Genomic DNA, 12,260 nt, shown 5'->3' on the forward strand with positions numbered 1-12,260 from the left:
GATTTAGGTTAAACTGTAATTGAGTCATAATTAATTCCTCCACATTGTTTTCGTCGCTGATAACATTGTTGACTAAAGGAATTAATTTGACTCATTTTCTTTTTACACAATTATATGGGCTTAATCCGCTTTTTCTCGCACGACGGCACATATTCTCGTTTTATGTGACCGGTTTCTCGGCTTCTTCTCTACACCGAGCACATAAACCGCTTTTATGTGACCGGTTTCTCGATTTCTTCTCTACACTGGGCACATAAACCTCTTTTATGTGACCGGTTTCTCGGCTTCTTCTCTACTCCGGGCATATAAACTGGTTTTATGTGACCGGTTTCCCGGTTTCTACTCTTCTCCGGGCACATAAACCATCACCACGTTATTTATAAAATAAACAATCAACCGATCCCTCTTTTTCACCGTATAGCAGAACGCATTTTCTGTTCATACTTATTCTGTACAGCAAATGCGGGGTGGGCAGCGGTCATTCCTCACTTTCTTCACGAAAGGGGGTGACGCTGTTGGTAACTTACGAAGCAATGAACATGATGATCAGTTTCGCGACATTAATCATTGCCGTAGTTGCATTAGGTATTTCTGCAAACAAAAAGAAATGACCTACCCTGCATCGCCACAATGTTTGAGTAGATCATTTCTTATTCATTCTATAGGCCGCTGCACTTCTGGCAGCATGCTGTACACTTGAGTTTCCGGTTGCAGCCGGAAGCTCTTTTTTAATATATGGATTGTATGGATAAATTATAAACAAAGTTGCCTCTAAAATCAAAGCTAGGGTCAAGCAATGAGACCGTGGCCATTCCATTATGTCCCGCAGAAAGTCCGATAAGGCTTAGCTGATGGCGCTGGCGGCGTGCAGAATTCTGTCTGCTCGGGAGAATGGGCATATGGATTTGAAAGAACTTCCAAGAGTTTTTCCGTCACGCTCAAATCTCCCTTAACGGCGGCCTCAAGCGCTTCTTCCACCCGATGGTTCCTTGGGATGATTGCAGGGTTGCTGTCGCGCATCAGCTGATGTGATGCCTCTTTCGTTTGCTCCTGTCGCCCACGTCTTGCCTGCCACTTCTCGTGCCATTCCTTAAATTCCGGCGACTGGAACAGGTCACCACCCTCCACCTTGCCAAAGGTCAATGCACGGAATGTATTCGTAAAGTCGGCTTTATGCTTCTGCATTAAGTTGAGGAGGTCCGCAATCAGTGGTTTATCCCCTTTCTCCTCGTTAAACAAACCAAGTTTCTTTCTCATTCCTGCTAGCCAATTGGCTTCAAACAGTTCAGGGAATTCGGAAAGGGCCTCTTCGGCCATTTTTACCGCCTGATCTTCATCTTCATGCAGCAACGGCAACAGGCTCTCTGCAAAACGCGACAGATTCCACCCGGCAATATAAGGCTGGTTGCCGTAAGCATAGCGGCCTTCACGGTCAATCGAACTGAACACTGTCGCCGGGTCGTACGTATCCATAAAAGCACAAGGACCATAATCGATCGTCTCGCCGCTAATCGTCATGTTGTCCGTGTTCATTACACCGTGGATAAAACCGACGAGCTGCCACTTCGTAATCAAAGACACCTGGCGCTTGATGACTTCCTTAAGGAATAAGAGATATTTATTTTCATCCGCTTCCAGTGCGGGGTAATGGCGGTTGATTGCATAGTCCGCGAGCAAGCGCAGGTCTTCAACCTTGCCAAAGTTAGCTCCATACTGAAAGGTACCCACGCGCAGATGGCTGGCAGCCACGCGTGTCAAAATCGCACCATGCTGCATCGTGTCACGGATGATTTGCTCACCGGTCATCACCACCGCCAGACTGCGGGTAGTAGGGATGCCAAGCGCATGCATTGCTTCACTGATAATGTATTCACGCAGCATCGGCCCCAATCCAGCACGCCCATCTCCCCCGCGGGAATATTTAGTCCTGCCAGGACCTTTTAGCTGGATATCCACTCTCTCGCCCTCTGGTGTAATCTGCTCACCAAGCAAAATCGCGCGTCCATCCCCCAGCATATTAAAATGCCCGAACTGATGTCCCGCATAAGCTTGGGCAAGCGGCTCTGCCCCCTCTGGGATTTGGTTGCCGGCAAAAACCGCCACACTCCCTTCCCTTTGCAGCGCCTCAACCTTCAACCCAAGCGAATTAGCCAATCCACCATTAAGAAACACTAATTGGGGTTCCTTAACTGGGGTTGGATTCTGTCTTGAAAAAAAGATTCCGGGCAGCCTTGTATAGCTATTATCAAAGTTCCAGCCCGCTTCATTTTTAGTCATCCAATCTCCTCCTTTGCTATTTATCATAGTTCTTTATTTTATTTAAAACAGAATCCAAAACTCATTGCCATAACATCAAAGTTTCAACTCACAATTTAATGTACCCTTTTTCTATAATACTGACGCCACAAGGCTATTTTTGTCACCCTTGAACTGAACTTATTTTGCACATCATAATAATTTCAAAAAAGAGCACCTTATTGATGAGGAGTGATTAAACGTGAAGGATAAAACAATCTTACATCTAATGACCATATTTGGTATTAGTGGGAGCATATTTTTTTTATCTCGAAAAACAGGCCTGTTAAAAGACTGGTTTCTTATATACTTATTTAAAACTTTAGTATCAACCTTACTTGACGGCCCAATTATTAAGAAAAAATATGTTCATTATCCAACCCGCTATTTTCCAAATTTATTTGACTCAAATATTGTATTTCTCTATATATTATTTCCTTTATCATGTGTCATGTACAATCAATTTACATATAAGATGAAGCCTTTAAAAACAATTTTGAGTGTTACTCTCTTTAGTTTACCAATGACACTTTTAGAGAATTGGCTTGAGAAGAATACCAGATTAGTGAGATATCGAAAAGGCTGGAATGGTTATTATACATTTTCTATTCTTTCATTTACCTTTATATTTGTGAGGGTATTTATAGAATGGATCCGTTTTTTAGACAAAAAAATTAGTACGACTCGAACCAAAGCGCCGGCTTCATATCAGGAACAAGACATCTGAGGATTGAGGCAAATTCGTTATCTGTATAAAATAAGGCGAACAGTCGTAGCACTGTTCGCCTCTTTTTAACATAAATTATTGATTCCCTTTCTTAACCCACTCAGCAACAGTAACTGTACGCTTTGCCTGATGTTTAACGGCTGCCAGGACGTCTTCGATCATTTTGCCATCCTGGTCGACGGTAACACTTGTGCCGTATGGATTTCCGCCAGCACCGAATGTAACTGGATCAGTGTAGCCAGGAGCAGCGACGATCGCACCCCAGTGGTACATCGTTGTATAAAGTGACAAGATGGTCGCCTCTTGTCCGCCATGCGGGTTCTGTGCGGATGACATTGCACTGACTACCTTGTTCACCAATTTCCCTTTTGCCCACAGGCCTCCTGTTGTATCAAGGAATTGCTTCATTTGTGAAGGCATATTTCCGAATCGTGTCGGGACACTGAAAATAATCGCGTCAGCCCATTCTAGATCCTCCGGTGTCACCTCAGGAACATCCTTTGTTGCTTCAACAGTTGCTTTCCAGGCAGGATTTCCTTCAATTGCTGATTCAGGAGCCAATTCTTTTACTTTAAAAACTTTCACTTCCGCGCCAGCTTCTTTTGCACCTTCCGCGGCCCATTTTGAAAGCTGATAATTTGTTCCGCCCATGCTGTAAAAAATCACTGCTAAATTCACGTTTGCCATTTTATTAGTCTCCTTTATTTGTTAATTTCCAAATAAATGATCTGGATTTACAAACTCCGATACCATTGCGCTGCCGCTTCAACTTCCTGTAACGTTAATTGATGGCCTTTGTTCTCCCAGTGCAGCTCTACCTTGGCGTTGGCCTTTTCTAGTAATGACTGTAATTCGGTTGATTCCTCAGGAGAACAGATAGGATCATTTGTACCGGCAGCAATGAACACCGACGTCCCTGATAAATCAGGCAGTTCAATTCCCCTTCTCGGTACCATAGGGTGATGAAGGATCGCACCTTTCAATGCAGTTCCGTAATGGAACATTAAACTCGCCGCAATATTGGCTCCATTTGAGTAGCCAACTGCTATGATGTTCGTCCGGTCAAACCCGTACTTTTCTGATGCTTCATCGAGAAAATCGTTCAGTTCTTTCGTCCGGAAAACAAGGTCAGCTTCATCAAAGACTCCTTCAGCTAGCCTGCGGAAAAAGCGCGGCATGCCATTTTCCAATACATTACCCCTTACGCTTAATACAGATGCTTCATCATCAATTATTCCTGCAATTGGTAATAAGTCCAATTCATTCCCGCCTGTACCATGTAACAGTAACAGGGTCGGCTTATTGGCATCTTTCCCTTTATTAAAAATGTGTTTCATCTTAATTCCCCTCCATTTCGCGGATTTCTAAAGGCTCCAAAATTGCTTCAAATTCCTCTCTCTTTGACTCCAGCCATTCTGGGAGCATGAGCTTTTGACCTAACTGATCCAGCGGTTCATCCACCGTAAAGCCAGGCGGATCTGTGGCAATCTCGAACAGGATCTCTCCGTGTTCCCTGAAATAAATGGCGTTGAAATAATTGCGATCCTGCACTGGAGTAACTCCATATCCATTCTCAGCAACATATTTTTTCCAATCCAATTGATCCTCGTCATCAATTGCCCGCCAAGCAATGTGGTGTACAGTACCGACACCCATTTCCCCGCGTCCGGAAGGCGTTAATTTAAGGTCGATCACATTCCCGATATCGGCAGTAGAGCGATAGCGAGCGAAATCTCCTTCCTCGCCTATTTTTTCAAGTCCCATTACCTTCTCTAACAACTCAGCCGTTTGACCTGGCCGTGCTGATAATAGAGTCGCTCCGCCAAAACCTTTAATTGCATATTCTGGTGTTACGCCTCCAAAAGTCCAGGTATTAGCTTCTCCTTCTTCTCTCTCCACTATTTCCAGATGAAGTCCATGTGAATCATCAAAGACCAGGTACTGCTCTCCGAAACGGTCTGTTTTGGTAAAAGAAACATTGAACCTTTCTAATCTTTCTTCCCAAAAACCGAGAGCACCTTTCGGGACAACATAGGAAGTCACTCCTACCTGGCCGTCTCCGATTTTTCCTTGATACGCTCCAGCCCATGGAAAGAATGTAATGATCGTTCCTGGCTTTCCCCCTTCATTTCCGAAATAAAGGTGGTACGTACCCGGATCATCGAAATTGACTGTTTGCTTCACTAATCGCAACCCTAAAACACCTGCATAGAAATCAACATTTTCCTGCGGAGGGCCAACGATTGCCGTGATATGGTGTATACCCATTGTTTTCTTCCCCATCTTCACCACTCTCTTTCAATAAATTTCGAATTCGAGATATATTAGAATAAAAACGCATCAAGACTATAATGACCTGGTCCAATCAAAGCTATGCCAATCGCAACAGCAAGCAAAGTGAGGTTATATTCGTATCCATTAGATGTTGACCATAATCCATTCGGTCCATGGACCTTCATGATCGCAATCGCCATAGTACCAGCAATCAACAATCCTGCAACAGGAGTTAACAGTCCTAACGCAAATAGTATTCCTCCTGTCAATTCTGCTAAACCTGCGATCAGTGCCATCGTTACTCCTGGTTTCATGCCAATCGAATCAAACCAGCCCCCTGTACCCTTTAATCCATATCCTCCAAACCAGCCAAACAATTTTTGCGCTCCGTGGGCCACAAATAAAACTCCAATTACCACTCTAATAATCAATAAGCCAATATCCATCATTGTAAATATCCTCCTGAATTTATCTCGGATTCGAGATTTTTAATTAAATTTATTTATCTTTCTTAGCAGCCGTATCAATTCCTGTTCTTCATCAGCAGATAATGAATCAAACAAGGAGTCTATCAAATCCTCGTGCTCTGGCATGATTTTCTCCATCAATCCCTCTCCATCTGGTGTCAATGTGATATGGCTAGCCCGGCGATCACCAGGGCACGCATTTCGTTTTAAAAGGCCCCGTTGCTCCAATTTATCAATCACATAGGTCATTGAACCACTGGAAATTAAGATGCTCTGGGCAATCTGCTGAATCGTCTGCCTTCCTTTATGGTACAAAACCTCCAAGACAGAAAACTCCGTAATGCTTAGATTATTTTTGCTCATATCATCTTTTATCTGATCCTGAATCGCTTTAGATGTATGCATCAGCAGCAAGAATGACTGGTTCGTACATTTTCTTTCCACATCCAACACCTCCTGGCTGAATTTCAAAAAGGGCATCCATCGCCCCTTTTGAAATCTTTTTCAGCTTGACCATTATAAATACTCCTTTTCCAGTTCGCGCGTACTCCGGACTGTATCGATCGGCCGGACAAAATTTTCGATTTGTTCGCGTTTTGGTTCAAGGAATGGAGGCAATGACAGCTTCTCACCCAGCGTTTCGTATGGTTCTTCGTCCATGAACCCTGGTCCGTCAGTAGCCCATTCGAATAAGATTCCTGGCGATACACGAGCATATAATGATTCGAAAAAGAAGCGGTCAACATAACCCGATGTTCCAAATCCAGATGCTCCCATATGCTGAATCCATTCTTTCAAGACAGCCGTATCCTCAACTCTGAAGGCCGTATGATGCACTGTGCCGTAACCCTGGCGGCCAGCTGGCAAAACGTTATTGTCTTCAACGATGACCTGCGCGCCATTCCCGCCTTCTCCCATCTCGAACAAGTGAAGCGACCCCTCTTGCGCAATTTCGCGCATGTGCATGACCTTTTCCAGCACTTCTTTAAAATAATCAAACCGGGAGATGCGAATATGGATGGGGCCCAGGCCCGTGATGGCGAATTCCAGTGGAACCGGTCCGTTTTGCCATGGCGTACCCGATGCAATCCCTTCATTGAATTCATCAGAAATCAGCAAGTACTGCTGGTCATCAAAATCTACAAACGAAATCGTCTTCTTGCCAAACAAATCTCTGATGCCTGTGTGCTTCACTTCGTATTTATCAAAACGCTTGACCCAATATTCAATTGCAGCATCTGTCGGCACTCTGAATGCCGTTTTGTAAATTTCGTCCGTTCCATGCGACCCTTTCGGAATTCCAGGAAAATCAAAGAACGTCATATCCGTACCCGCAGACCCTTTATCATCAGCGAAAAATAAGTGATAAGTGCGGATGTCATCCTGGTTGACTGTTTTTTTCACTAATCGCATTCCAAGTACATAAGTGAAAAACTCATAGTTCTTTTCTGCACTGCTCGTAATAGCCGTAACGTGGTGGATTCCTTTTAAATGGTTCATTATTCCCTCTCCTTTTTATCTCGAAATCGAGATATATAGTCAAAAAAATATCTAACCTTACTTTATCCAAAAAAATATAAGCTTATTGTTTAAAATTTGATATTACAAATTCATTTATCTTGAATTCGAGATAATAATATCATGAATTTTTTAGTGTGTCAACACTCTGAAGAAAGCTCATATTAGACACTTTTTCTCTCCCCCCTTTTCCCATTTACCCAATAGAGTCTCCCTAACGGACATTTTTCCCTGATCCTGCTTCGGATTTTTCCGTTAGAGCCCTTCTATCGGACATTTCTCCCTGACCCTGCTTCGGATTTGTCCATTAGAGCCCTTCTATCGGACATTTCTCCCTGACCCTGCTTCGGATTTGTCCGTTAGAACCCTTCTACCGGACATTTCTCCCCGATCCTGCTTCGGATTTGTTCGTTAGAACCCTTCTATCGGACATTTCTCCCCGATCCTGCTTCGGATTTGTCCGTTAGAACCCTTCTATCGGACATTTCTCCCCGATCCTGCTTCCGATTTGTCCGATAGAGCCTCGATGACGGACACTTTTTACATTACTTACAACAATTTTTTCCCTCCAAACCTCAAAGACGGTCCAACCCATTTCAGACAACTGACCAAAGGCAGCAGCCACGTAATAAAAGCCTCCGAATCGTTATCAAGATTCAAAGGCTCAATCATTTATGAGAGCAGGTTTTATTGCTGCAGTACCTCTCTATATTCTTCATGCTTCTCGAATTCTCTTTTTGCATATGAACAAACAGGCTGTACTTTCAATCCCTCTTTCTTTGCTTTTTCAACTACCTGGCGAACGAGTTCTTCTGCCACTCCTTGTCCGCGATAATCGGGATCGACTCCTGTATGATCAATGACGAGGACTCCTTCCCCGCCACGGCTGAAGGTAACCTCCCCAGCCTCTATTCCCTGCGAATCTTTAGCCGTAAAACGATTGTTTTCTTCTACATATTCAAATGACATGACAGCACCTCCTGATTTTAACTACTTTACCCGCAAAGCTTTGATATCTCCCTTAATGGACATTGTTGTCTACTTCATACCCTTTTAATTTTTATCTTACTCGTGGCTGCATGACTTTTCCATTAATTAATGATCTAAATTTCTTATCATCCCAACAAACCTGTTCTTCCCACTCCTTGAACTGGCACTCGTCCAATACCTCAAGCAACAGTTCATGGTCATCCTGTGCATTAACGGTAGTCCGCTGATAAGAAATACAACTCTACACAATTCTTTTAAAGTAACTTAATAAAATCTCCATAAACAATTAAAATTTCCAATTTAAACTGAAATTAGGCACAGGAACTTTTCAATCATGAGGAGGATTAAGTTATGCAAAATAAATCTAGTCTTTCCACTGAAGAAAATATGAAATTAACCGAATTAAAACGGCAGCTAATTAATGCAAACTGTGATCAGGAAAGAACCTTAATGCTCGAAGAGGTTGAACAGCTGCTTAATAAAGCGAAGCTGCGCTATAAATTCCTGTCGACCTTGGATCATAGAAAGCACGCCAAATAAACGATCGTTTGAACAGTGGGCTCCACTGTTTTTTTTATAACCCTTGTTATTATTCTTTGTTGATTTTCGTAGATATAGGAATACATAGGCGGAGAAATTCCGGTTATTGTATATAGCAGGGGCTTAAGAAGCAGATATAAGCGGAGATATTCCGATTAACTTCTCTAAATATAACTAAATCTAAAGATTAGGTTAATATAAACGGAAAAACTCCTCTTATTTTTAGTAGAATGTTGATATTTCCCAATTTAAACGGAATTTTTCCGTTTATTTTTTAAAACACAGAAATCACAATTCTATTATTACAGAGCTTATAAAAAAAAGAATCCCCCATACCCACCTCTACATCCGTTGGATTTGGCAGCCTATATCCCGAATGCATCATTCAAGTCGCTTTATCAAGACAAAAAAAGAAGGCTCAAGCCCTCCTGGACTCAGCCTTCTCTTCCATTTTACTTATTCCAATTCATTTAACTCTCCAAGAATTGATTGGATATCTTCGTCAGATAATGGAGCAAATCCAGTTTCTTCTGCGATGTCCTGTGCATTTTCCATTGTATAGATTGCATAGTCTAACACTTGAGGGTTTTCTTTAGCTTTGTTAACGTTCAGATAGGTGAAAACAGGGCGCGTGAATGGAGCGTAATCGCCATCTTCCTTGATGGTTTCAAGTGAAGGTTCAACCGGTCCATTGCCAAAATCAACGTTCACCGCTGACAATTTCTCTTTGTTATTCGCATAATATCCATAACCGAAGAAGCCGATTGCGTTCTTGTCCTTCGCCACTAAGTCAACAAGTGTTGCATAGTCTTGCTGCAAGTTGATTCCCTCTACAAGCGGCTTTTCCTCAAGAATGTTTTCAAACATGAATTCGTATGTGCCATGGTTTTCATTTGGTCCATATGTTTGGATCTCTTCTGCCGGGAAATCTGGACGGACATCAGACCATTTCTTCTTTCCACCGTCGGCAAGGAAGATTTCAACGATTTCTTCTTTAGTCAGTTCCTTTGCCCAATCATTCTCTTTATTGATGACGATGGTAATACCATCTAGTGCTACCTTCATTTCTTTCACTTCAATTCCTAATTCTTCAGCTTTTGCTTTTTCTTCGTCCTTAATTTGACGGGATGCATCATTGTAATCAGTGCCATCCTTTTCAAGGAACTTTTTGAAACCAGCTGAAGTCCCAGAACGGCTCACTTCCACAGATACATTTTCTTGTTCATTAGACATATAGTTTTCAGCCATTTTAGCCATGAATGGATAGACAGTGCCTGAACCATCAATGACTACGCTGCCTTCTAGTTGGGTCTCAGTTTCCTTGGATCCGTTAGTCGTTTCTGCACTTTTTTCTCCGCCTGAGCAAGCAGCTCCAAATACCATGACTGATGCAAGCATTGCAAAAACACTTAATCTCTTAAGTTTCTTCATCCCTTAATTCCCCCTAATTAATATGTCCGTTACTACATGTACAATAGTAATTGACTGTTATTAACCGGGTTTTAAGGTTATGTAAATAAATTGAAAATCATTGTTAAGAATAAGTAATGTCAGAATCAACAGAGGAGGGAAAATGGGAAGGAAATTAATATGGAGATAAAAAAAAGCTGATCAGCATCGGTTCCTTTGATCAGCTTTCCTCATTATTATCATCGGATACTTGTTCAAATAGCTGGGAAATGTAGCCCTTTAGCTCAAAACCTTCTTCATTCACAAACTCGGTAATCTGTCTCATCGTAGTCGCCTCCTTTTTAATTTATTGTTAATTATAGTATTCCCATTCTATCAATCTTTTAATCAACCAATTTTTAGTGAATAAAAAAGAGCAATGAATATGTGGAGTCTCCACTTATCCATTGCCCTTGATTTTTATGCCTTTCCGCAAACTATTGGACAGGTTCCACACTGTTTGCCGGCGGCTGTCATATAGGAGAAGCAGCACGTCTTTCGCGGTCTTACTTCTTTCCCTGTATCCTTATTCAATATCTTGTTATGATGATACCTTTTCAATGGATTTTCATGATAGCCGCCGAATAATGCCCCTTCTGCTCCATAAACAATATACTCAAAATCTTCCTTGGCCTTTTGCGCTAATAATGATTCTTTGGATAAAACCGTCTCATACAGCCAGAAAATATAAATAGCGATATTTTCCCAAAGGATCAGCTTTGAAGCTTTCGACACTCGGGACGTTGCTTCCAATACGGGAAAAATATGATTCTTGAAAAGGGATTCTATACAAACTTGCCTCCACTGATCTCTGTCTGCTTCTGCATTCTCTGCCTGAAGCTTTTCAAAGCGGAATTCCGGGAGCCAAAGTCCATCGCGTTCAGCACTTTCAACGGAAAGATTGGCAAATGAGACATCAAGCTTTTTATCCCATGCTGTCATTGCGTATAAATAAAGAACTGGCAGGAAGGCGTATCTCTTGATAAACAGGGAGCCAGCGACCTTTAGATTCGGAGCTCCCAGATGCGCTTTTACCTTATTCAAGTACGTATCCAGAGCAGCTTCATTCAGCAGGTCAACCACTTCCATCGAGAATTCCGAATCAACTTTGACCTCTCCAAGGCGGAACTGCTGAAGCTCCTTCGTCTCAATATCCAGAAGGTCCATCACAAAACATCACCCCTGCCCTTTTAAAATACACCTTCCTTTGCCGTAAGGAATGCACAGCGGCGTTCCAAAAAGCGGATCGATCGTCACTTCACAATTCATGCCAAACACATTTTTTACGAGCCCACAGTTAATAACGACTTCTGGCTTCCCCTGGGCGAAGACCTTTTGATCTTTTATCGCGACAATATTATGCGCATACCGGCAGGCCAGGTTAAGATCATGCAGCACCATCACAATTGTTCTTTGCTCTTTTTCATTCAATTCAAAAAGCAAATCGAGAATCTCAATCTGATGGGTCATATCCAGATAAGTGGTCGGCTCATCGAGCAGAATCGTGTCAGTATCCTGCGCCAGTGTCATGGCTATCCAAGCTCTCTGGCGCTGACCGCCAGACAAGGAGTCAACTGCTCGGTCCTTCAACTCTTCCAATCCGGTGGCCTTTAGGGCAGCATTCACCTTCTGCTCATCATCTGCCGACCATTGCTTGAGCCATGTTTGGTAAGGATAACGCCCTTGTTTGACAAGCTGGAGGACGGTTAGGCCTTCGGGAGCTATCGGTGATTGCGGCAGGATCGCCATTTTCCTGGCCACATCCTTTGTGGACATCTTCGCGATCGCCTCGCCTTCAAGCAAAACCGCACCGGATTTAGGCTTCAGCAAACGAGCAATCGACCGCAGCAAAGTGGACTTCCCGCAACCATTGCCGCCAATGAAGACGGTAATTTCTCCTTTGAGAATCTCCAAATCCAGTTCATTAATGATAATGGCATCCCCATATGACAGTGTTAAATCTTTTGTTGCGATCGCTTGCCCTGTTGCCATTTCGCCCT

Annotated in this window: 15 protein-coding genes; 3 read left to right on the top strand and 12 right to left on the bottom strand. The window is 42.8% G+C overall.

Annotated elements, in window-relative coordinates:
* The first annotated feature begins 515 nt into the window (after positions 1-515).
* A complete protein-coding gene (locus M3204_RS18790) occupies positions 516-611 on the top strand; it encodes a putative holin-like toxin (RefSeq protein WP_251485982.1) in 96 nt (31 codons plus the stop codon).
* Between the two features lie 205 nt (positions 612-816).
* Here M3204_RS18790 and M3204_RS18795 read toward each other — a convergent pair whose 3' ends face one another.
* Positions 817-2,304, bottom strand: a complete 1,488-nt coding sequence (locus M3204_RS18795; protein WP_435367742.1) for a protein adenylyltransferase SelO — start codon at positions 2,302-2,304, stop codon at positions 817-819.
* A 193-nt stretch (positions 2,305-2,497) separates the two neighbouring features.
* On the opposite strand from M3204_RS18795, the gene M3204_RS18800 reads away from it, so the two are divergent.
* Positions 2,498-3,022 carry a CBO0543 family protein gene (locus tag M3204_RS18800; RefSeq protein WP_251485986.1) on the top strand — a complete coding sequence of 175 codons (525 nt, stop codon included), beginning with the start codon at positions 2,498-2,500 and terminating at the stop codon, positions 3,020-3,022.
* Positions 3,023-3,097: 75 nt separating this feature from the next.
* On the opposite strand, the gene wrbA is transcribed toward M3204_RS18800, so the two are convergent.
* From wrbA to M3204_RS18835, 8 genes are all read right to left on the bottom strand, one after another.
* The gene (wrbA, locus tag M3204_RS18805; RefSeq protein WP_251485989.1) at positions 3,098-3,709 is read right to left on the bottom strand and encodes an NAD(P)H:quinone oxidoreductase; all 612 of its coding nucleotides are present in this window, start codon (positions 3,707-3,709) and stop codon (positions 3,098-3,100) included.
* Between the two features lie 47 nt (positions 3,710-3,756).
* Positions 3,757-4,359 (bottom strand): alpha/beta hydrolase, encoded by a 603-nt coding sequence (locus tag M3204_RS18810; RefSeq protein WP_251485992.1) that lies wholly within the window; start codon positions 4,357-4,359, stop codon positions 3,757-3,759.
* A 1-nt stretch (position 4,360) separates the two neighbouring features.
* Positions 4,361-5,305 carry a ring-cleaving dioxygenase gene (locus tag M3204_RS18815; RefSeq protein ID WP_251485995.1) on the bottom strand — a complete coding sequence of 315 codons (945 nt, stop codon included), beginning with the start codon at positions 5,303-5,305 and terminating at the stop codon, positions 4,361-4,363.
* Positions 5,306-5,346: 41 nt separating this feature from the next.
* Entirely contained in the window at positions 5,347-5,745 is a 399-nt protein-coding gene (locus M3204_RS18820) for a DoxX family protein (protein WP_251486010.1), read from the bottom strand.
* A gap of 39 nt (positions 5,746-5,784) precedes the next feature.
* Complete coding sequence (locus M3204_RS18825) at positions 5,785-6,207, bottom strand: MarR family winged helix-turn-helix transcriptional regulator (RefSeq protein WP_251486012.1); 423 nt, start codon at positions 6,205-6,207, stop codon at positions 5,785-5,787.
* On the bottom strand, positions 6,155-6,280 hold the full coding sequence (locus M3204_RS23780; protein WP_285857121.1) for a hypothetical protein: 126 nt from the start codon (positions 6,278-6,280) through the stop codon (positions 6,155-6,157). Before M3204_RS23780 ends, M3204_RS18825 begins: the two co-directional genes overlap by 53 nt.
* Entirely contained in the window at positions 6,280-7,263 is a 984-nt protein-coding gene (locus M3204_RS18830) for a ring-cleaving dioxygenase (RefSeq protein ID WP_251486014.1), read from the bottom strand. The genes M3204_RS23780 and M3204_RS18830 overlap by 1 nt, the downstream gene beginning before the upstream one ends.
* 705 nt (positions 7,264-7,968) lie before the next feature.
* Complete coding sequence (locus M3204_RS18835; RefSeq protein ID WP_251486016.1) at positions 7,969-8,250, bottom strand: GNAT family N-acetyltransferase; 282 nt, start codon at positions 8,248-8,250, stop codon at positions 7,969-7,971.
* A 372-nt stretch (positions 8,251-8,622) separates the two neighbouring features.
* Between M3204_RS18835 and M3204_RS18840 the strand changes: the two genes are divergently transcribed.
* Entirely contained in the window at positions 8,623-8,811 is a 189-nt protein-coding gene (locus M3204_RS18840) for a hypothetical protein (protein ID WP_251486019.1), read from the top strand.
* A 456-nt stretch (positions 8,812-9,267) separates the two neighbouring features.
* On the opposite strand, the gene M3204_RS18845 is transcribed toward M3204_RS18840, so the two are convergent.
* The 3 genes from M3204_RS18845 to M3204_RS18855 all read right to left on the bottom strand — a co-directional run bounded on the left by M3204_RS18845 (position 9,268) and on the right by M3204_RS18855 (position 12,252).
* Positions 9,268-10,242 carry a PstS family phosphate ABC transporter substrate-binding protein gene (locus M3204_RS18845; RefSeq protein ID WP_251486021.1) on the bottom strand — a complete coding sequence of 325 codons (975 nt, stop codon included), beginning with the start codon at positions 10,240-10,242 and terminating at the stop codon, positions 9,268-9,270.
* A 438-nt stretch (positions 10,243-10,680) separates the two neighbouring features.
* Complete coding sequence (locus M3204_RS18850) at positions 10,681-11,427, bottom strand: IucA/IucC family C-terminal-domain containing protein (RefSeq protein ID WP_251486315.1); 747 nt, start codon at positions 11,425-11,427, stop codon at positions 10,681-10,683.
* Between the two features lie 9 nt (positions 11,428-11,436).
* Entirely contained in the window at positions 11,437-12,252 is an 816-nt protein-coding gene (locus tag M3204_RS18855; RefSeq protein WP_251486024.1) for an ABC transporter ATP-binding protein, read from the bottom strand.
* Between the last annotated feature and the right edge of the window lie 8 nt (positions 12,253-12,260).

This window comes from Mesobacillus subterraneus, assembly GCF_023715485.1.
Taxonomy (GTDB): Bacteria; Bacillota; Bacilli; order Bacillales; family Cytobacillaceae; genus Mesobacillus; species Mesobacillus subterraneus_B.

Excerpts from the sequence above, each read along its gene's own strand:
- M3204_RS18795 (WP_435367742.1), bottom strand. The coding sequence starts at position 2,304 with ATGATAAATAGCAAAGGAGGAGATTGGATGACTAAAAATGAAGCGGGC.
- wrbA (WP_251485989.1), bottom strand. The coding sequence starts at position 3,709 with ATGGCAAACGTGAATTTAGCAGTGATTTTTTACAGCATGGGCGGAACA.
- M3204_RS18810 (WP_251485992.1), bottom strand. The coding sequence starts at position 4,359 with ATGAAACACATTTTTAATAAAGGGAAAGATGCCAATAAGCCGACCCTG.
- M3204_RS18815 (WP_251485995.1), bottom strand. The coding sequence starts at position 5,305 with ATGGGGAAGAAAACAATGGGTATACACCATATCACGGCAATCGTTGGC.
- M3204_RS18820 (WP_251486010.1), bottom strand. The coding sequence starts at position 5,745 with ATGATGGATATTGGCTTATTGATTATTAGAGTGGTAATTGGAGTTTTA.
- M3204_RS23780 (WP_285857121.1), bottom strand. The coding sequence starts at position 6,280 with ATGGTCAAGCTGAAAAAGATTTCAAAAGGGGCGATGGATGCCCTTTTT.
- M3204_RS18830 (WP_251486014.1), bottom strand. The coding sequence starts at position 7,263 with ATGAACCATTTAAAAGGAATCCACCACGTTACGGCTATTACGAGCAGT.
- M3204_RS18835 (WP_251486016.1), bottom strand. The coding sequence starts at position 8,250 with ATGTCATTTGAATATGTAGAAGAAAACAATCGTTTTACGGCTAAAGAT.
- M3204_RS18840 (WP_251486019.1), top strand. The coding sequence starts at position 8,623 with ATGCAAAATAAATCTAGTCTTTCCACTGAAGAAAATATGAAATTAACC.
- M3204_RS18845 (WP_251486021.1), bottom strand. The coding sequence starts at position 10,242 with ATGAAGAAACTTAAGAGATTAAGTGTTTTTGCAATGCTTGCATCAGTC.
- M3204_RS18850 (WP_251486315.1), bottom strand. The coding sequence starts at position 11,427 with ATGGACCTTCTGGATATTGAGACGAAGGAGCTTCAGCAGTTCCGCCTT.
- M3204_RS18855 (WP_251486024.1), bottom strand. The coding sequence starts at position 12,252 with ATGGCAACAGGGCAAGCGATCGCAACAAAAGATTTAACACTGTCATAT.